Below are 19,212 nucleotides of genomic sequence, written 5' to 3'. Positions count from 1 at the left end.
GCTGCCGCAGTCAGAAGAAGATGAACGAGTGACCGCCTTCAAGCAATGATGAGATGACTCTGAGTGGCTGTTTTTTGTGGGTCATTACGCCAACAGCGGGTAGGCCATTGCTCGCTGAAAGCCGATCTTAACTCACCAAGCGCGCGTACGTCGGCTCATGTCGAAAACAGACGTTTAGCTAGCCGGGCAGGAACGGCAGCAAAGTCCCAACCTAGGTCGTTCCGCGATACTGCCCCTCCTCGAGCGGTCAGTCCACTCGCATGAACGGCGGCAGCCGTTCAGATGCCGATGTCGTACGGCTTGGTCCGTCCAGGGTCGAGGTCCGGCACCTTCTCCGGTGCGGTTGGTCGCTGTCTTTCGATATCGGCAGCGCCAATTCTCAGCCCGCCACTGGTCTCCAGCGCGGACGTCTTGCCGCCCGCGTTGCGGGTAAGCTGACGCTCGAGCTTGTCCGCGCGATCGACGACCAGCGTCAATGCGTCGCGCAATCGCGTGACCGTCACGAGGAAGGTCTGTTGGTTGACGAGCTTGGTGTCGCGCGTCTCCATGACCGCGATACCACGATCCGACGTCAGCCCCTGCGCCATGTGAGCGTTGAGCGCGTAGGCGAGATCGAGGCGCTGGAGCATCGGGTCGTCCGGCTTCAAGGTGACCCGGTGACCCTGACTCGTTTCGAGCGTCACCCGACCATCGAGAATGGCAGTGACCCGCGCCTGATCGGCGTTAAACAGCTTCCGGTCATGGTCGTTGGCGGTCCAGCGGATACGATCCTGCTCGTGCAGCTCCAGCCGCTTCGGCTCGAAAAGCTGGAACGAGCTCTCGCCCGCCCTGATCCGCAACCGATCGGGTCGAAAGGTGCGCGTGGCGCCGCGCGAGAGGCGCAGGGTCACAGTGCCTGTTCCGGCATCCACCTGCTCGACGGTCGCCCGGGCGCGCGGGAGCCGCTGGGCAGATTGAGCGCGACTGATCTCCACCACCATGCCTTCGGTATAGGTCTGCGGGCGGCGAAGCTCCTCACTCGTGACGCTGACCCTATCCAGCACGGTCAGGACAAGCTTGCCCGGGCCGATCTCGCCGCGTTCAACCAGGCCTTGCTGCACCTTCTCGTTGACCTCCGCGCGGAGCCGACGCCCCGACGCGTAGATCGCGGTCCGCGCGCGATCGACGGGATCGAGCGCCAGCCAGCGCTCGGCGGCTTCGGCGCTGGCCCGCTCGGGCGCTTCGATCGTGTATGGTGCGAGAGCTTCCATCGCCCGATCGATGGCACCGATCTGCGCGGCGGCTGCTGCGGTCCGAACAGCCTCCCCGCGGGCGCGCAGGTTCTGGCTCATCTGCGCGGTCGGCGCGCCCGCCTGCTGCATGACGGAGAAGGGCTTGCCGGCATCGACCGCACCCAGCTGCCGGGCGTCGCCGACGAACGCCAATCGCCCGACACCGATCAGGTTGGCGAGCCTGACCAGCTTCAGCTGATCGGCGTTGGAGAGCATCGAGGCCTCGTCGACGAGGATCGCGGCGCCGCCGAGGCTCGCGCGCGCTGCCGACAGCCCTGTGCGATCAGGGGAGGGCGCGAGGAGTCGATCATGCGCCTTCAGGAAGCGCGCAACCGTCATCGATTCGATCCCGGTTTCCCGCTGCAGCATCTGCACGAGAGTGTTCTGGACCGCGAGCCCCAGGACCGGCTTGCCTTCCGCCCGTATCAGGTCGGCGACCGGCGCGAGCACGCTGCTCTTGCCGGCACCGGCCACGCCCTGGATCGCGATGATCCGATCGTCCGAGCTCAGCAGCATCATGCCGGCGGCGCGCTGCCCCGGATTGAGGATGATCGCAGCGCGCGCCTGCGCCGCGGCATCGAGAAGGGGTCCGGCTCGATCGGCGGCGAGATAGATCTTGCCGGCCGCGCGACCGGTCTCGACACCCGCCAACATCGCCCTTTCGGTTTCGATCGCGCGCGCGGTCGTGACCATGTCGGCCCGTCGTCCGGCACCCGCGCCGATGCGTCCCGACGTGAGCAGCGCCTCGACCTTTTGCTCGACGGCGTCGATGCCGACGGGCAGCCCTGTGTCGAGCGCCGCCTTGAGGATATCGGTCTTCAGGAAGGCCGCCTCCCGCTCTTCGAGGTGGCGGATTGCAGACGCAACGGCGTGCGAGGCGGCGACGTCGGACGCGCTCATCCCCTTGGTGTAGCGTGGCAGGTAGGGATCGGCTTTCTCGATCCCGAGCTTGCGCTGCACGGCAAGGACAAGCTCCCGGCCCCTGGTCGCGGTCTGCCCAGCAAAGGCCGCAAGCCGCGACCATGGCGATGCTTCGACGTTTGCCTGTCGGTCTGCTCCGGCGATGATCGCCTGGAGATCGATGCCGGCTTCGGCAGCACTGGTTCGCCAGGCGGCGTAGAGATCGGCCCGGTCCGCGACGGCCGCCTTGGCGGGTCGCGTCATCAGTGTCGCCGCATCGAACGCAGCCGGGCTTCGGTTGCCGAGCTCGTCGACCTTGGCGAGGATCTGCTGACGGCGCGTGCTGAACGCCATCAACATGTTGCGAGTGAGCCCAGCCGCTTCGAAATTGCCGTGCTTCGTCCGGTCGCCGAGCGTGTAGCCGAGGGCCTCCACCCGCTCGCGGAAGCCCGCCATCGCGATGGCGTTGAGCAGCGTGTTGAGTTGCCACAGCTTGCCGTTGTGGAGTGCGCGCCACTTTCCGTCGGGGCCTTGGGTCACATTCGCCACAACGGCGTGGAGGTGCGCTTGCGGGTCCTGCGCGCGGCTGGTGTCGTGCTCGAACAGCGCCGCCACGAGATTGCCTGTCGCGACGACCTTTTCGCGGCCGCGCACCTCCATCCGCGTCTCTGCGGCGTTGTGTTCGGCCCAGGCGAGTGTGTCCTTGACCGCCGCACGGTACGCCTCGACGATCCGCCGATCGCCCCCGACCAAGGCCAGCAGGGACCAGCTCTTGGGCAACGAGAAGGTGAGGTCCACCCCGGCACTGTGCCGCTCTGGCGAGCCGATCTGGGCGCCGTTCGGCAGGGTACCTCGGAGCAACGCCTCGAAGGTTGCCTGGTCGACCTTGCCGGTCAGACCAAGCACCTCTGCACCCTTGCCGACCCACTCGCCGGCAGCCTCCGCCTCGCTCCCGGCATAATAGTTGTCGGCCGCGAAGTAGCCGGCAGCGCCCTTGGCGGACCTGACGCTCGCGACCGACAGCATGGCGGGTCAGAAGCCGAGATCAGGCTGGTCGATCGTCCGATCTTCGGACGGCGCGATGCCCTCGCGGAGTTCGCGGCGGGTGACGTTCTCGGGCGATGCCGGGGTGCGCACGTCGGCGCCGGGATCGCGCTTGCCCGGGACGAACATGTTGCCGCGTTGCACTTCCTCGGGAGCGTTGCTGGCTGGCGTGATCTGAACGCCACCCGATCCAGGAGGCTTCGGCAGCGCCGGTCGGTGTGGACTGTTAAGTGGTCCTTCCGCAGGCCCCTGTTCCGGTCTCGGCCCCACGGTCCTTTGGCTCGATCGGACGAGGGCAGGGTTCAACGTCGGATCCGTCGCCGCTACTGGTTCTTCTTCGTGACGATCGCTCCGGTCGGTCAAAGGCTCGCGCGATGCGTCGATATCATGCTCCCGCGCATCGCGTGCGCCAGGACCCTGATCGCTTGATCCAGGCGCCTCATTGCCTCCGGCTTCACCTCCCGAAGACGGCGATCCCTGTGGCGTTCGGAAGCTATGTGCGTGTCTTGGCTCGAACGGAGCCGCAATGGTCGGGAAGCCCACATAGTCGAGCCGGATTGGCGCGGCCGGGAAGCCGTCCGGAAACTTCAGATAGCCCTGGAGGCGCGGCAGGTTCATCAGCTGATCAGGCAGCAGGAGCGGCTCGATCTGCCGTCGCGGCGTGAGACTGACGGCGTCGCGAGCATTGTTGTAGCCGTAGCTATAGCCCTCCTCCATCTCGCGATATTGGCGGTGTCCGATGAAATCGGAGCACCAGGTGGCGGACTCCCGATCGGCGGTGGCGAGCACCAGCTTGGTTCGGGCGAGCGCAGCCAAGGTCATCGCCATGTTGTCGCCGTAGGTCTCCTTGAGCTTGGCATAGGCATGAACGCCGGCGACGATCGCGCCACCATAGTTGCGGGCGGTCTGAAGCCCCTTCTCGAGCGCCGGTAACCGGTGCAGAGCACCCAGCTCATCGAACAGGAACCAGAGCTTCAGGTCGGGCGTGCGCGGGCCGGCCATCAGCGTGTTCATCGCCGTATCCATCCAGACGGTCAGCAGTCGCGAGGCCACCGCCATGTCGACGTAGCGCGCCGAGACGAACAGAAAGCCGCCGGCTTCCCCTTCGCCCTCGACCCAGCGTCGCACCGAGAAGCGAGGGCCATCGACCGGCAGCATGCGTAGCGCCTTGGCGTTGGCGTTGAAGACCGCCCTGATCGACTCCGCCATTCGGGCCGCCTCCGGCGCAGTCAGCGGGTCGGCGACCGTGCCCTGCATAAGCTGGTGCACATGCGCTAGGCTTGCGGTCATCAATTCGGTCGACAGCGCGAGGTTCGTCGTTCGCCCCTCGGCAGCAAGCTTGAGGCACATTTCGACGAACAGCATGCGTGCCGCGAGCACCCAGAACTGCTCGGCGCCGCCGCCGTCATGCGGCACCAGCGCCTCGGCTGCCGCCGTGAAGCCGGCCTCGTCGACGCAGTCTTCGAACACCGACCATTGCGGGCAACGGGCGTCGAGCGGGTTCAGAATGACGTCGCGTGCGGGATCGAAGAAGGCTTCGATGAACGCGCCGGTGAGATCGAAGATGACGGCGCGGTGCCGTCGCGCGCGGACCTGGGCGAGCAAGTCGCGCAGGCAGACGGTCTTGCCCGTACCGGTCGTGCCGATCAGCATGACGTGGCTCTGCTCGAGGCGCCACGGAAATGGCACGCCGGCGAGCGAATAGGGTTCGTAGAGGTTCGCTGCCTGACGTTCGGCTGTCGACGACAAGCGCCATCCGGCCCCGAGGATACGCCGATATTCGGTCGCTCGCTCGACCCGATTGTGCCCCTCGACCTCCGTCACCAGCGCCGGCAAGGTTGCCAGAGTCGCTCCGCGCTCGTGCCGGCTCTCCTTTGAGCGACGGCCGAACCATGCCGCTACCCAGGCGAAGGCGACGGTCGCTGGTAAGGTGATAGCGGCCGCGAGAATGGCACCGCTGCGCACCGCGATCATGCATTTGGTCCAGGCGGCTGCCATCAGCGGGTGACCGGCGGCGCGCGCGATCGGCACGAGGATAGGGGTGCCGTCGCGTGCTAGGTTGACGGTCTTGGTGGGGTCGAACTCGAACCAGGTGTAGCCCGCGACATAAAGTCGCATCCACGATAAATAGCTCTCGGCATCGCTCAGGGCGGCGGTGACCCGCCACCAGATCAGGCCCGCGAACACTGCCGTGGCGACCAGGGCGGGCCCCTTGAGACCGGCCGCGAACATAAAGCCGAAATGCCCGATCAGCTGGCTGCCGCGGGTGAAGTTGACGAGCTTATGCCGCATGAAACCGGCCCTCCTCGGAGGTCGCGTCGCGCCACAGGCGGATCACGGTCGCGCGCAGATTGGGATCGGCATGGGCGGCAAGGAGCTCGTCGAGCGCGATGGCTACGAACAGCAGCTGTCCCAGCGCCTCCCCGATCCGATCAGGGGCAGCATGCAGTTCGCGAGCGATCAGCTCGCGGACGAGTTTGCCGATGTCGGTCCTGCGACTTGCAACGAGTTGGTCGAGCTCGGCGCGCATCGCTCCGCTCATGCGAACGGTGATGAACTGATGATATGACATGCACGACTCCGGTATGCCGGAGGAGCATGGTCGCGCGTCGCAAGGCAGGGTTCGTCTAGCAGCGGCCGGGGGCTGTAGGAAAACGCTTTTCGCGGTTCGGCTTCAACTATCCTTCAGCCGAAAACAATGGCTTAGCCACGGCCCCACAAAGAACCACGAAATGCATGTGGGCGTGGGACGGCTTTTGGCGGGGTTCCTCAAACTCTTATCCTGCGAGCTTGCCGCATAGGGTGTGCTCCCTTTGCGCCATATCGTCTAGGTGCTGCGGTAGGGGATGATAGACTGACGATCGGGCTTCGATGCGGTGTCCGGTGGGATCGCCGACGGCGTGAACGCACCATCGCAAAGGGATGGCTATGGCCGGGAGGATGAGAGTTTAGCGCGAGGAAGGAGGTGCTCTGGACGAGCAAAGCGAGAGGGTGACTGCCCCTCTCGCCGGCTTAGTATTCGTCGCTGCGGCCGGCGGGCACGGTGTGGACGATCCGGTCAATCAGGTCCGCCAACAGCGTCTCATAGTCTCCTTCATCGGCAACCCAGTAGCAGCCATCGTCGGTGCGGATGATGTGCTGGTCGAAGTAGCTGTACGGCGCCCTTGCCGCGGCCTTAGCGTAGGCGGCCATATAGGCGTCGTGGTCCGTGGCAGCGGCGGCGGTGGTGGTAATCGGGCTGTAGAAGGTCATCGTCCGTCCTCTCATTCTTCGTCAAAGACGGCGTCTGAGGGACAGCGGGGAAGATCGGGGGTCAGGGACCGCTCCGAAGGAGCGGCCGCGTTAGCGGCGATGGGGGTCACGATTTTTCCGGCCATGCGCGACGCTCGTTGGAACGGGCTGACCTCGATCGGCCGGAAAAATGGTGGGGCCCCGTCGTCCTTGAGGCCCGGTCTTCGCCGCTGTCATGCTTCCCCATGTCGAGCGAGTAGAAGAGCTCGGTCGGCGCGGGCTCGATGCCCGCGACGACCGATTGGATGCGGCACGCTCGTGGAGAAGACTTGGGCCGATCGACCGAGAAAGCACTTTCCTACAGGCACGCGCCTGGGCGAAGAAGAGGTCGGAAGGGGCTTCGACCGACAGGAGACTGGTCGTGGCCAAGAAGAAGCCGAGCGCGCTCGATGCGCTCACCCGACATGACGAAGAAGAACGACGGCTGGCGAGCTTGCGCGATGCCCTGCGCCAAGCGGCGGCCCTGGAGCTGGGCATCATCGTGCTCGACGCTGGCGGCGGCGCCTTGGGTTCCGAAGGCCTCCGTCAGGCGATCCGGCACGCTCTCGACAACCCGGTTCCGCAGCGGCGTCCGGGCCCCGCAGGCGCGCCGAAGTCGGCCGGAACGGGAGGCGGCGATGACCCGGCCTGACCCAAGTCGAGGGGCAGGGGACGTTGCCGAGTTGCTGGCGATCCTTGCCGATCCGTCGACGAGCTACTGGCTGCGCGACGCGATCGTCACGGCCTTTGAGCGCGATCCGTTCGATGCGGAGCGCGATGCGCTCGCGCTCGCCGGGCTGCTGACGCGGCGGCTCGACGCCATCGTTGCGCGGCATTTTGGAACCCGCCCGCAAGCATGAGGAAAGCCCCGGCGGCATGGCCGCCGGGGCTGATCCGACCGCTCAGAAGGGAAGGTCGTCGTCGATGTCGTTCTGGCTTCCGGGATCACCCGCGCTCGCCGGCTTGCCGCGGCTGAGGAACTGCACGTCCTCGGCGATGATCTCGCAGCCGTACCGCTCGACCCCCTCCCGATCGGTCCACTTGCTGTAGTGGATGCGACCGCGCACCGCGAGCATCATCCCCTTGGTGGCGTACTGCGCGACGGTCTTGCCGAGGCCGTTAAAGCACGTGATGCGGTGCCACTCGGTTTCCTTGGCGGTGAAGCCGCTCGCATCCTTGAAGGTCTTGCCCTCGCTGTCGCGCTTGGGCCGGCTGGTGCCGAGGCTGAGGCTGACGACCCGGGTTTCGCCGCGGGTGGTGCGGGTCTCGGGATCGGTGCCGAGATTCCCGACAAGAAGAACGGTGTTGGTCATGAGGCTCGCTCCTGAAAGGTCGCCGGGACCGTTCCCGTCGACGCAGAACCCGGCCATGGCGGGCTTCAGCGGGGCGATGCACCGAGGCCGGCAGGCCGGAGGGGAACCTGACGGGCAAGGCTGGCGCGGGCAGCGCCAAGCGTCAGCGCGGGCGCAACACGGGCCTTGAACGGCGGGTTGCAGCGGTTCGCGACCGCCATAGGGATCAGGCGGCGATGGGGACGGTTCCAGGTGCTGGTGGAGATTGAGCCCTCACCGCTCCGACATCAGGAATGGCCTTGGTCCGATCGGCAGACCAGCTTGCCGTCATAGCGCGCCCAGGCGAGTGCATAGCCGCTCCGGACCATCGCGCAGGAGAGGTCGCCTGTCGTTGCGGAGCGGCAGAAAGCGCCGGTTCGGGTGCCGCGGGCAGCGCCGTTCGATCGGCAGGTGAGCACCGGACCGCGCACGACGACATGGCCCGTTCGACGCGTGCCGCGTGCCCCGCCAAGCAGCTGGACGAGGTGATCGCGCGCAGCTCGGCCGGACTCACCGGGGCAGGGGTGACCCTTCCGACAGCTGCCGTCGATCTCGCGTGCGGCGATCCCGGCCAGTCGGATCCGCGGACCCTCCGCGCACCATATCGGACCATCACCGTCCCAGACCGCAACCGGCGTGCAGGTGAAGCGCGCACCGGCTGGGACGATCATCGAGGCGGCGGCGAGAAGGAGGAGTGACATGCCGCGGGCATTAAGGGGCTGACCGGCGTGTAGGAAAGCGGGCGACATCAAAGCGGTGGAGCAGCCGGTTGCATCGTGCTGTATGCGGCATCAATGCCGCTGCTTTTCCGAGACCCGTGACGCTCCAGTCTGCCGCAATCCCCTACCGCATCGAGCCGACCGGAAGCGTCTCGGTCCTGCTCGTCACGTCGCGAACACGCCGGCGCTGGATCCTGCCCAAGGGCAAGATCGGGCGCGGTCTGGATGCGGCGCAATCCGCGGGACGGGAAGCTCTCGAAGAGGCCGGCGTGACCGGCCGCATCGTGCCTGACGCGATCGGACGATATCGTCAGCCGGGCCGCTCGGTCCTCGGGTTCGTCGCTGACGTGAGGATTGAAGCGTTTGCACTCGAGGTCGAGGCGGAGCTGGTGGACTGGCCGGAACGACACCAGCGGGAGCGATCCTGGTTCACGCTGGCAAGTGCCCGACGGGTCGTCAGGGACGCTCAGTTGCGCCAGGTTTTGCGCGCTTTCGAGCAATGGATCGCAGCGGGTAAGGCACGCCAACGAGCCGCTCACGGTAGATAGTGAGGAGCGTGGCCGAAGCCACGCTCCGATAGGATCAGCAGTGGCTGGCCGCATGGGCTCGGGCATGCTGCTTGGGGTTCGTGCCGAGCGGGCCACGCCGATCGACCACCGAAATTCCGCGCTCCTTGGCCTGAATGACGAGGCGTTCGAGAACGCCGTTGCCGGCAAAGGCAACGACGTAGCGGGGTTTCAGATCGAGCATCTGCTCGTTGCGCCGGAACCCGGCACGGGCACCGAGGCGCGTGTCGAGGCTGAAGCTGATCTGCGGCACCTTATGCCGTTCGGCCCAGGATGCCGCCAGGCGATCGGCGCCCTTGCCATCACCGCCGTGGACGAGGACCATTTCGCCGACATTGGCGCGAACGCGGTCGAGCGTCTGCCAGATCGCATCGCCATAGGCCTTCGCGTCGTCGGTCGAGCTGAAGGTCAGTCGACCGCCGGCGAAAAGGATCGGGGTACCCTGCGGCATCGCCGCGCGGCGCTTTCCCTCGGCGCGTGCCTTGAGGAACTCGCGCCCCTGCACGACCGCCGATGTGGTGAGCGCATCATGGCTGAGGCGCGACCCGCCAGCAGGCCGCCACGACGATCCGGTCTCGGCCAGATAGAGAGCGGCAGCCGTCTCGCGCAGCGCCTCGAGCGCCAGCATCTCGCCTTCGGCTGCCTGGGCGCGCTCGACCTGCTCCTCCAGTTCGGTGCTGTGGACTTCCGAGCCGTCGTTGGTCGCGAGCAGCAGCCGAATTTCATCGGTCGCGCGATCGATCCGGGTCGAGGCCTTGGCGGCAGCGCGGTGGAAGAGGTTGACCACGCCCCAGCCAAGTTCCTCGGCCTGGTTCTCGAGGATGGTATCGGTGAACAGTCCGAACAGGTCGGACCAGACCGCCGCCAGCGTCTGGTCGATAGCATCCGGCTCGAGCGGGTTGCGGTTGCTAGTGCCGGCGTCTGCGCGGATGGACAGGTGGCCGAGTTCGAGCGCAGCGAGCTGGGCGGCAAGAGTGGTGGACATGAGAGGTCTCCAGTGACGACGCCGCGCAAGTGCGGCGACGCGCCCTCCCGCCCGTCGGCATCAGGGGCGGGCGCCACCCCCCGACAAGGCTGGCGCGGGCAGCCCGGCGGCGGTCTCGCCGCCGGGCAACACGGGCCGCAGGCGGGCGGGTTGCGCACGCACCGCCGGCGGGTAGAGGGCCTTTGGCGCCGCATGCCGGGGTCCTTCGCGACGCTCAGCCACCGTCATGCGACCAGCCGCGGCTGGTCTTCCACCGTCAGCGCAAGGCCCAGCTCGTGCGCCATCCGACGGGCCAAACTGGATGGATCGAGCAGGGCGGGCATCCGGGCCCAATGGTTGCGTTCGCCGCAGTAATCGGATCGGCCGCGGCAGCGGCGGAACAGGATCTCGCCGCCGCCATAGCCGCCGATCGAGACCTGGACGTAAAGCTCATCCGCATGGAGAATGACCTCGCCGGAGACGGCGGGGCCACCTTCGCACACGCGGATGTCGAAGCTCTTTGCCGGCAGTTGCAGTTCGCCTGCGAGACGCCGCAGCGCCCGCCGCGCTTCGGTATGGAAGGTACGCTTGGCATCGGCATCGTAGGACACGCCCCTCGTCGCCAGCAGTACGAGCAGCGGCGTGCGTGCGATCTCGCCAAGCGCGTCACCGCAGAGCGAGCGAAGCGCCGCCCGGTCGGGCATGGCGCTTGTGGCGACGCTTCCGAGATGCTGCGCGAGCAGGACCACAGCGGGATCGGTCTCGAACGGCTTGCCGGCGTTGCGGCAGTCCTTAGCCGCTGCCCGGATGGGGTGAAGGCAGGCGGCAATCGTGTCGAGGCCGCTCGGATCGAGGGCCTGCGAGAAGCGGTAGCCGACATCATAGGTCATGGTGTGAACTCCGGACGAGCGCCGCCGTGGCACCCGGTGGGTGCGTCCGCGGCGGCAATGTGGGTGGGATCAGGCGGCGAGCAGCGCCGGTTCGACCGGCTGCGTTTCGGGCTGGAAGGCGAGCAAGAAGGCGCTGGCTTCCTCGGCCTTGGCGGCGGCGGTCAGGATCGCGCGGCTGTCGGTCTTGAGAACCTTGAGCCAGGACGCGAGGTAGCTTGCATGATCGTCGAGATGATCGACCGGCAATCCCAAGGCGGCCCCGACCATCGCCGAGGCAAGCTCAGCCACGAGCTCCTCCATGGCATAGGCGTCGCTCCCGAAGCGGTTGCCGAGCGCGCGATCGAGCCGGGTCGCATGCCCCGTCCAGTGCGCCATCTCGTGCGCGAGCGTCGCCCGATACTGGTCGCGGCTGCGGAACGACGCGACGTCGGGCATGGTGATTTCGTCGGTCGACGGCATGTAATAGGCCTCGCCCCCGCCATGTCGGAGCCGCGCCGGCACGGACGCGAACCACGCGCCGATTGAGCGGTCGCGTTCGTCGGGTTCGGGCAGCGGCGTCAGGACAGGAGCGAACCGTTCGGGCAGGCCGTCGATCTGGTCGACATTGAACACGGTGAAGCTCTTGAGCACGCGCCGGGCCTCGTCCTCGCGCTCGCCCGTGCCCGGATTCTCGACCTCCTTGGTATAGCTCTTGTAGAAGATGGCGACCGTGCCGCGCTCGCCCCTGCGGACCTGCCCACCGAGAAGCTGCGCCTGATGGTAGGTCATCCAGGTCGGAGAGGCATAGCCGCGCGCCTGCGCCGCCATCCAGAGCCAGATGACGTTGGCGCCCCGGTAGGGCGTGCCACAGACCCGCAAGGGGCGCGAAACGGGGCCACCTGTCCAAGGTTGTCGCCACGGTCGGACACCCGCTTCGAGCCGCTCGATAATGGCCTGGGTGATCGTCTCGGCAGGGTTCGCCGGAACATTGTCGGATCGATACTGGCGCATCGCGCATCTCCTTCTGACGAGCCGGATCGGCTCGCCCCGGCGCCAGCCGCCTTTTCTCTTCGGAGGTGCCCGCGAGAAAAGGGGGCGACCTCGCGGAAGGCCGCCCCGCAGGGGTGTTCGATAAAGAAACGTCAGGCTGCAGCGCGAGGCTCGGCACTAACAGGTTCATCGAGCGCATCCGCCTTCTGCTCATCGCCGGCCACCAGCCCGTCCACATCTGTGGGTCGGGGCGCCGCTTTGGCCTCGCTCGCGTCCGCCGCGAAGCGCATCGCAGCGGGCAGCCACGCCCGGGCCGCCGCCTTGGTACCGACCTCGCCGATGAAGTCTCCGGCGCAGATGCGCTCGCAGGTTGCGGCGAGATCGGCCTTCTTGGCGCTCGCGTAGCGCGCGGCGAGGGCCGGGCCGTCGATCTGCTCCAAGGTCTCGAACATCACCGGCTTGGTCACCTTGTCGAAGAAGTTGGCGGCGGTCGGCCGCCACCATGCGGCGGTGTCGATGTCGAGCAGGGTTCCCAGGTGATCATGGAAGCGGCAGAGACTTGCGCCGATCCCGCCGACACTCGCTTCGAGAGAGCCCGCGACCGCGTTTCCCAGCCAGGCGGCGCGCTGCTCGGGTTCGAGCATGCGGAAGGCGTCGAAGCGCGCTTCGACCGTCTCGTGCCTGATCCAGCTGCGCTCGAGGCGCTCATCGGCCTCGTTGCGGGCGAGCGTCGCCGCCGCCTCGGGCGTGCGGAAGCCGATGACCGGCTCCTGCGGCGCACGGGCGCTCAGCGTCGACCCGTAGCGCACCGTCCCGCGAGCGGGCGAACGATCGACCATCAGGAAGATGGCGAGGTCGAGCGCGAAGTCGGGGTCTGCCGCGACATGGACGGCGAGGATATCACGACGCTGGATCGCGAGCTCGTCGGTCAGGCGCTGCGAGAGGCCGACGACGCGCGCCGGAGCATCCGCATCGGCATCACCGGCCGCCTCGATCTCGTCGACACCAGCCACGTCCGGCCGATCGGCGTAGAGCGTCTGGTGGAGCCTCGGCGCGCCATCGGGGCCGAGCACGAGGAACGCGCCGACGCTCGGCCGCAGCTCGTCAGGCAGCACCGGCGCCTTGTCCGTGATCGTCTCGATCGCCTTCTCCAGCGCCTCGAGTTCGGCCTCGGCAATTGCCCGGTCCGCCTCGCTGCTCTCTTCATCTTCGAGCACCCCGACCCGCTCAGCCGCCTGGGCTTCGAGCTCGGCGACCTGGCTCTGTTCGGCGTCCGAGAGCTCCGGCGCCGGCAGATCGACGCGGGTGAGACCCTCGGTCTGCTGCCAGTCGACGTAGCGGTCGAGGGTCGGGCGCACCCAGGCGAAACCGGTCTCGGCGGCGAGCGCCGCGGCGGTCTCTTCCATCTTCTCGCTGGCGAGCCGTTCGAGAATGGCGATGTCGAGCCAGCGGGTGGAGCTGTCGTCGGCGAACAGGTCACGGTCGATCCGGCCACCGGCCGCGAGATAGGCGTCCTCGCCGACCAGTCGCGCGCGCGGATCGCTGGCCGAGACGGTCGCTTGCGTCATCATGCGGCGCACGCTGTCGGGGTGTGCACCACCATAGCCGCGGCTCATCTGGTCGAAGACGTGCGCCTGCCGCTCGCGGTCGGGTGTCGAGGCATAGGCCTTGGCGACGTCAAGCGTGATCTCGCCGTCGGCGAGCGCCTGGAAGACGACCGGGGCCAGACTGGCGAGGCGAAGACGGCCCTCGACGAAACGGACCGTCACGCCGAAGCGGCGCGCGATCCCCTCGACGTCGGAGCCCTGCTCGATGAAGTGCTGAAAGGCGAGGCACTCGTCGGCAGGGTTAAGCGCGAGCTTCTGGAAATTCTCGGCGAGGCTTGCCTCGGAGACAGCGCTGCCGAGGTCATCGAGCACGAGGCAGGGGATCTCGACATCGGCGGCGAGCGTGCCGGCCTCCGCCAGCGCCTTGAGCGCCGCGTGCCGCCGACCGCCGGCTTCCACCGCGAAGGTGCCCCGCGGCTTCTTGTTGGCGGTGACGATCAGGTTCTGCAGCAGACCGCGCGCCTCTATATCGGCGCGAAGCTGGAGGTCAGCCACCTCGTCGCTGCGTCGCCGGACGTTGCGCTTCGAGGGAACGAGCTTGTTGAGCGGGATGGTCTGGATCATGGGACAGGCTCCGTGAGCCCCGGTGCCCGATTGCACCTGAGGCTCACCTGCCCGGCGCCAGCCTTTCCTCTTCTTCTGCCGTCAGGCGATTAGCCGAGCCAGCCGGTCATCCGGCACGGGCGTGAGCGGGTTCAGCACCGTTACGCCGCGCCAGGTGAAGCCGCTGCTCATGTCCTCGGAGAGAAGCAGGGTGCACCCCGCCTGGGCCGCGGCGTTGAGGATCAGTGCGTCCCAGAACTGCAGCTGGTGCGCAGCAACGAGGTCGAGCGCGGAGAAGAGCGCCGGAGCGCTGCTGTCGGCGCTGCCGAACGCCTCGGTCATCCGCAGCACGGTCGCTCGTGCGTCCGCACGGCTGGCCCCGGCTTTCGTGAGGACGACGAACAGTTCGCCGATGACCTGGACGGGCACGAGCAGGGAGGCTCGGCCACGCAATTGCTTCAGCAGCGTTCGCGACGCGTCGATCTTGGCGGCGTCGTCCGGGTGACGATCGACGCCGGCGACATAGGCGAGGATGTTGGTGTCGAACGCGACCCGGGTCACTCGTAGAGGTCCTCGCGCGTCCAGCCGCTGAGCGAGCGGCGAGGCAGCGCCTCGACATGCGCGAGCAAGGCGTCGATCGCGGGCGCCTGCCGGTCGAGATCGTCGACCGGGACCATCTTCGCGACAGGCCGGCCGCGCGACGTCACGATGAAAGTCTCGCCGTCCTGCACCTCGCGGAGCAGTTCGGAGAAGCGCTGGTTGGCGTCGCTGGCGGTAATTGCGCGTTCCATCTGCATTACTTTCTAGTGGTAACACCTAAATAGATCGTGAGCCTTTTCCTGTCGAGCGGCTCGTCCAATCAAGCGGCCAGTCGGACGAGGATCTCGTCGGCACGATGGAGCGGAACGAAGAGGCGGGTCTGGTAGCGGATGATCTCGGTGAAGCAGCCGAGCGCCTTGTACTCGGGCAGACGTCCCGCCTCGGCGCCTGCGAGTTCCAGTCGCCGCTCACCGCCGACCAGCGCGCGCTTGAGCGTCAGTCCGGTAGCCCCATGAAGCGGGCAGGGTCGGCCGGTCTCGAGCACCGCGCTGGCAATCAGCGCCGGATCGAGCGCTCGGTCGAGATCGAGACCCAGCCGGCGCCCAAGCTCCGGAAGCGCGAGCGTCGGGACCTCGCGTCCAAGCAAAGACTGGCCTTCCTGATCGACGATGCGAAGCACCTGGACATGATCGTCCGGCAGGACGTTCCAGATCGGCAGCAGCAGCCCTGTCGCGAGGAACAGGGTCTCGGTCGATGTCGAGGCGAGGGCCTCGTCCACCTCGTCAGCCCAAGCGCGCTCGAAGGCACCGCGGCTCGCTTCCATCCAGCTGGTCTCGGCGAGGCGATCGGTCGCGATATGGTCGCGCTTCAGCGGGCGGATGAGCTCGTGCCGCCGCTGCAGTTGGCCATCTTCGGTGAGGAGACTGCGTCCGTCGCGTCGCACGGCCGCCCGGCCCGAGCGGGTGTTGACGAGCAGGCTGCTCCTGCCGCTGTCGCTCAAGCGCAGCGCGGCCGCGAGGGTGAGTGGACGCGGGCGCCGGGTCAGTGCGAGTTCAAGGAGGTGAGTCTCGGCCCCGCTCGCCGGATCGGTCCGCAGCAGCGTATCATGGACGATGCGAACATGTTCGACCGGCAGGGTCTCGACGCCAAGGTCAAGCGTGCCGGCCTCGCGCGCTGCATCGACGCGCGCCTCGACCAGCCCGAGATACTCGTCGAAGATCGCGTTCTGGAGCGCGATGGGGAATGCCAGCAGCCGGTTGAGCCAGCGCTGGATCGGCGGCAGGTCCTCGCGCAACCCTCCGCCTTCGGCTTCCAGCATGAGGCCCGAGCGTTCCTGGAAGTCGCCCAGCGTGGTCGACTGCAGCTTGCCCGCGAAGAGCAGTCGATACCAGGCGGTGAGCGCGTCCTTGGCATAGGCGCTCTCGAGATTGTCGGCCGGGTTGAAAAGGTTCTGGCCACCGGTCTGGCGCTGGCCGCGTGTGAGGGCACCTAGCGTGTCGAGACGGCGCGCGATGGTCGAGATGAAGCGCCGCTCTCCCTTGACGTCGGTCGTCACCGGCCGGAACAGTGGGGCAGACGCTTGCGCGCTGCGGTGGGTGCGTCCGAGACCCTGGATCGCGGCATCCGCCCGCCAACCGGGCTCGAGCAGATAATGGATCCGGCGCGCCTGGTTCTTCGCCCTCAGACAGGCATGGTAACTGCGTCCGGTGCCGCCGGCGTCGCTGAAGACGAGCAGCATCTTCGTCCCGTCCATGAAGGCCTGCGCTTCGGCGAGGTTTGCGCGCTGACTGCGGCGCTCGATGCGCTGGGCACCGTCCGAGCCGATCACCAGCCGGCGGGTCCGGCCGGTCACCTCCGCCACGGCGTCGACGCCGAACCGCTCAATGATGGCGTCGAGCGCGGTTGCGATCGGCGGTAGTGCACAGAGCTGCTCGACAAGAGTATCGCGCGCCGCCTCGGCTTCCCGGCAGTGGACTGGATGGCCTTGATCATCGCTCATCGGCTCGGAGCGCGTGTTGCCGTCTGCATCGGTGAAGACGCGCATCTGTCGGGTGGGAAAGGCGCCGAGCAGATAGTCGACGACATATTCCCGCGGCGAGAGGTCGATCTCGAGACTTTCAAGCTCCTCGGGGCTGAGATCGGCGAGACGGCGGCCCAGCATGGCTTCGGCAGTGGAGACAAGCTGGACCACAACCGCTTCGCCGCGGCCGAGATCCTGCTCGATCGCCGGCAGCAGGCTCGGCAGCTTGGCCGAGAGGAGCAGCTGCGCAAAGAAGCGCTGCTTGATGCTCTCGAAGCGGGAGAGCGCGGCGGACTTCGCGTTGGCGTTGAGGGTCGAGCCGGTGATGCTGTCGACGACCCGCGTCGCCTCGAGTGCGGCGGTCAGGTTCCGATGGATGATCGCCCAAGCCTCGGCATAAGCGTCATAGGTCGCGATCTGCTCGGGCGTGAGCCGGTGCTCCAGCAGATCGTATTCGACACCGGCAAAGGACAGCGCGCGGGCGGTGTAGAGGCCGAGCGCCTTCAGATCGCGGGCGACGAGCTCCATTGCCGCGATGCCGCCCTGCCGCACGCCTGAGACGAACGCGTCGCGATCCGCGAAGGCGGTGCCGGGTCCCCAGAGGCCGAGCCGCGTCGCGTAGCTTAGATTGGCGACATCGGACGCGCCGGTCGCCGAGACGTACAACACGCGGGCGCGGGGCAGCAGGTTCTGGAGGCGCAGGCCGGCAATCCCCTGCTCGGAGCCTTTCACCCGCCCGCGCGAGCCCTCGCCGCCGACGGCATTGGCCAGGGCATGCGCCTCGTCGAAGGCGATCACGCCATCGAACGCGTCACCCGCCCAGTTGAGGAGCTGGCGGAGCCGTGTCGCCTCCTCCCGGCCCGAACGGAGCGTCGGATAGGTCACGAACAGGATGCCGGCGTCGAGGGTCACGTCCGTGCCCAGCTTCCAGGCGGAGAGCGGCTGCACGTCGAGCGCGACGCCGCCGACCGCCGTCCAGTCGCGCCGTGCATCCTCGAGCAGCGCCTCGTTCTTGCTGAACCAGATGTGGCGGCGGCGGCCGCGCAGCCACTGGTCCAGGATGATGCCCGCGACCTGACGGCCCTTGCCGGCGCCCGTGCCGTCCCCGAGGTAGAAGCCCCTTGCGTAGGCTCGCCCCTGCTCTGCGGGCTCTAGCGCGGCGCCTTTGTCCCTGGGCAGGAAGCGGCCGGGCAGGTCGCGTTCGAAGGCGGCGCCGGCATAGACGAGCGTCTCAAGCTGCGCCGCCGAGAGGATGCCGTCGGCCACCGTTCGGACAGGCAGCATCGGCACATGGGTGGGCTTGGGCGCCGCGATCGAACCCATGGCAAGCGACTCGACCAGTGGCGTGGGATGTTCGGCGGCCCCGGGCAGGCGCATGCGGCTCGCGCGCCAGGGCAGGTAGATGCCGGCCGGCTCGCCGACCGGCGCGGGCTCGTCGAGCGCGATAACCTCGAGCGGCTGCTCACCGGCCATATGGCCTGACGGAGGCCGGATCTGCGGCACGGCGGGGTGCGGTGGCTGCCGCTGGAAGAGCGACAGCCGCGCGCGAGGCGAGGGCGGTGGTGGGGGCGGGACCGGTTGGGCGCGGAAGGGCAGCTGCTGGACGAGGTCGAGCAGCGTGATGAGGTCAGGCGCATCCTGCGGCTGGCAACGCATGGCTGACGCGGGCAGCTTGTCGAGCACCAGCATGCGGACGGCAAGGCCGGTGCCGTGCTTGCTGTAGAGGCCGCGCGCCAGAACGGCGTCCAACAGGACGCTCACGTCCGGTCCGAGCACCGAGCTATCGAACCAGGTCGGCATGACCGCGACTGCGCGCCCGCCAGCCTTCAGCCGGCGCAGCGCGGCGAGGAGGTGACGCGCGGCAGCATGCCGATCAATCGGACGTCCGATGGAGCGGGCGAACGGCGGGTTCATGAGCAGGACGTCGGCCTCGAGACCAGCGGGCAGCAGGTCGTCGATGAGCTCCCCGTCGTGGCCGCTCACCGGTGCCTGCGGAAAGGCCGCCTCGAGGCAGATCCGACGGCCGGCATCAAGTTCATTCAAGACCAGAGACGCGCCAAGCCGCGCGGCGGGCCAGGCCAGCAAGCCTGTGCCGGCCGAGGGTTCGAGGATCGTGTCACAGGGGCGAAGTTCTGCGGCGATGCTCATCAGCCAGGCGATCGGGACCGGCGTCGAGAACTGCTGGAAGGCAAGCTGGTCTTCAGTTCGGGTCGTCTGGGTCGGCAGGGCGCCACCGAATGCGATCAAGGCGTCGAGCGCGCTGGCCCTATCGGTCAGGTCAGGACCATGCCCCGCGCCGAGCCACATCACTTGGGCAAGCTCGAGCGCGTCATAGGCGTGACGCATCGACCATGCTCCATCGGCCGCAGAGCGCTGCGTGCTTGTGGCAAGCAAATCCCGCAGGACGCGCGCGTCGATCTTCTCACCGGCTTGCAGGAAATCGAGAAGGCGGCGTGCGACGAGCGGCACGGGACTGGTCGGAGCGTCGAGGTGAAGAGCGGCAGTGGCCATGGCAGAGACTCCGGCCCGACCGGCTCCAGCGCCGTCATCGGGGCATGACTGCTCCGCCTGCCTCTTC

16 protein-coding genes are annotated in these 19,212 nt (G+C 67.7%); 3 read left to right on the top strand and 13 right to left on the bottom strand.

Translation table 11 applies throughout. The features are described from left to right. Positions 1-278: 278 nt before the first annotated feature. From mobF to FFS35_RS07990, 4 genes are all read right to left on the bottom strand, one after another. Positions 279-3,197, bottom strand: coding sequence for a MobF family relaxase (gene mobF, locus FFS35_RS08005; protein WP_137786586.1), 2,919 nt, complete (start codon positions 3,195-3,197; stop codon positions 279-281). Between the two features lie 6 nt (positions 3,198-3,203). After that, entirely contained in the window at positions 3,204-5,507 is a 2,304-nt protein-coding gene (locus tag FFS35_RS08000) for a type IV secretion system DNA-binding domain-containing protein (protein ID WP_137786585.1), read from the bottom strand. Further along, positions 5,497-5,787 carry a hypothetical protein gene (locus tag FFS35_RS07995; protein WP_137786584.1) on the bottom strand — a complete coding sequence of 97 codons (291 nt, stop codon included), beginning with the start codon at positions 5,785-5,787 and terminating at the stop codon, positions 5,497-5,499. Before FFS35_RS07995 ends, FFS35_RS08000 begins: the two co-directional genes overlap by 11 nt. A gap of 440 nt (positions 5,788-6,227) precedes the next feature. Further along, on the bottom strand, positions 6,228-6,467 hold the full coding sequence (locus FFS35_RS07990) for a hypothetical protein (RefSeq protein WP_137786583.1): 240 nt from the start codon (positions 6,465-6,467) through the stop codon (positions 6,228-6,230). A gap of 400 nt (positions 6,468-6,867) precedes the next feature. On the opposite strand from FFS35_RS07990, the gene FFS35_RS07985 reads away from it, so the two are divergent. Both FFS35_RS07985 and FFS35_RS07980 read left to right on the top strand, forming a co-directional pair. Then, on the top strand, positions 6,868-7,137 hold the full coding sequence (locus FFS35_RS07985; RefSeq protein WP_137786582.1) for a DUF6437 family protein: 270 nt from the start codon (positions 6,868-6,870) through the stop codon (positions 7,135-7,137). Beyond that, complete coding sequence (locus FFS35_RS07980; RefSeq protein WP_137786581.1) at positions 7,124-7,345, top strand: hypothetical protein; 222 nt, start codon at positions 7,124-7,126, stop codon at positions 7,343-7,345. The genes FFS35_RS07985 and FFS35_RS07980 overlap by 14 nt, the downstream gene beginning before the upstream one ends. Before the next feature lie 42 nt (positions 7,346-7,387). Here the strand turns inward: FFS35_RS07980 and FFS35_RS07975 are convergent, their stop codons facing one another. Beyond that, positions 7,388-7,798: a single-stranded DNA-binding protein gene (locus FFS35_RS07975; protein ID WP_137786580.1), complete on the bottom strand. Its 411-nt coding sequence runs from the start codon at positions 7,796-7,798 to the stop codon at positions 7,388-7,390. 266 nt (positions 7,799-8,064) lie between these two features. After that, positions 8,065-8,517: a hypothetical protein gene (locus FFS35_RS07970; RefSeq protein WP_137786579.1), complete on the bottom strand. Its 453-nt coding sequence runs from the start codon at positions 8,515-8,517 to the stop codon at positions 8,065-8,067. Positions 8,518-8,633: 116 nt separating this feature from the next. Here FFS35_RS07970 and FFS35_RS07965 point away from each other — a divergent pair, with 116 nt between their 5' ends. Next, positions 8,634-9,083: an NUDIX hydrolase gene (locus tag FFS35_RS07965; RefSeq protein ID WP_171007558.1), complete on the top strand. Its 450-nt coding sequence runs from the start codon at positions 8,634-8,636 to the stop codon at positions 9,081-9,083. A 34-nt stretch (positions 9,084-9,117) separates the two neighbouring features. Here FFS35_RS07965 and FFS35_RS07960 read toward each other — a convergent pair whose 3' ends face one another. The 7 genes from FFS35_RS07960 to FFS35_RS07930 form a co-directional block, all read right to left on the bottom strand. Further along, positions 9,118-10,086 carry a DUF2493 domain-containing protein gene (locus FFS35_RS07960; RefSeq protein ID WP_137786577.1) on the bottom strand — a complete coding sequence of 323 codons (969 nt, stop codon included), beginning with the start codon at positions 10,084-10,086 and terminating at the stop codon, positions 9,118-9,120. A gap of 224 nt (positions 10,087-10,310) precedes the next feature. Continuing rightward, complete coding sequence (locus tag FFS35_RS07955) at positions 10,311-10,955, bottom strand: hypothetical protein (RefSeq protein ID WP_137786576.1); 645 nt, start codon at positions 10,953-10,955, stop codon at positions 10,311-10,313. 69 nt (positions 10,956-11,024) lie between these two features. After that, positions 11,025-11,945: a zincin-like metallopeptidase domain-containing protein gene (locus tag FFS35_RS07950; protein ID WP_137786575.1), complete on the bottom strand. Its 921-nt coding sequence runs from the start codon at positions 11,943-11,945 to the stop codon at positions 11,025-11,027. 131 nt (positions 11,946-12,076) lie between these two features. Then, the gene (locus FFS35_RS07945; RefSeq protein WP_137786574.1) at positions 12,077-14,095 is read right to left on the bottom strand and encodes a ParB/RepB/Spo0J family partition protein; all 2,019 of its coding nucleotides are present in this window, start codon (positions 14,093-14,095) and stop codon (positions 12,077-12,079) included. Positions 14,096-14,176: 81 nt separating this feature from the next. Beyond that, positions 14,177-14,635 carry a PIN domain-containing protein gene (locus tag FFS35_RS07940; RefSeq protein ID WP_137786573.1) on the bottom strand — a complete coding sequence of 153 codons (459 nt, stop codon included), beginning with the start codon at positions 14,633-14,635 and terminating at the stop codon, positions 14,177-14,179. Further along, a complete protein-coding gene (locus FFS35_RS07935; protein ID WP_171007557.1) occupies positions 14,632-14,865 on the bottom strand; it encodes a type II toxin-antitoxin system Phd/YefM family antitoxin in 234 nt (77 codons plus the stop codon). Before FFS35_RS07935 ends, FFS35_RS07940 begins: the two co-directional genes overlap by 4 nt. Positions 14,866-14,933: 68 nt before the next feature. Further along, positions 14,934-19,145, bottom strand: a complete 4,212-nt coding sequence (locus tag FFS35_RS07930) for a strawberry notch-like NTP hydrolase domain-containing protein (protein WP_137786571.1) — start codon at positions 19,143-19,145, stop codon at positions 14,934-14,936. Positions 19,146-19,212: the final 67 nt, after the last annotated feature.

It is taken from the genome of Sphingomonas sp. 3P27F8 (genome assembly GCF_005502745.1).
GTDB lineage: Bacteria > Pseudomonadota > Alphaproteobacteria > Sphingomonadales > Sphingomonadaceae > Sphingomonas.
This window is presented reverse-complemented; position numbering and strand designations above follow the sequence as displayed.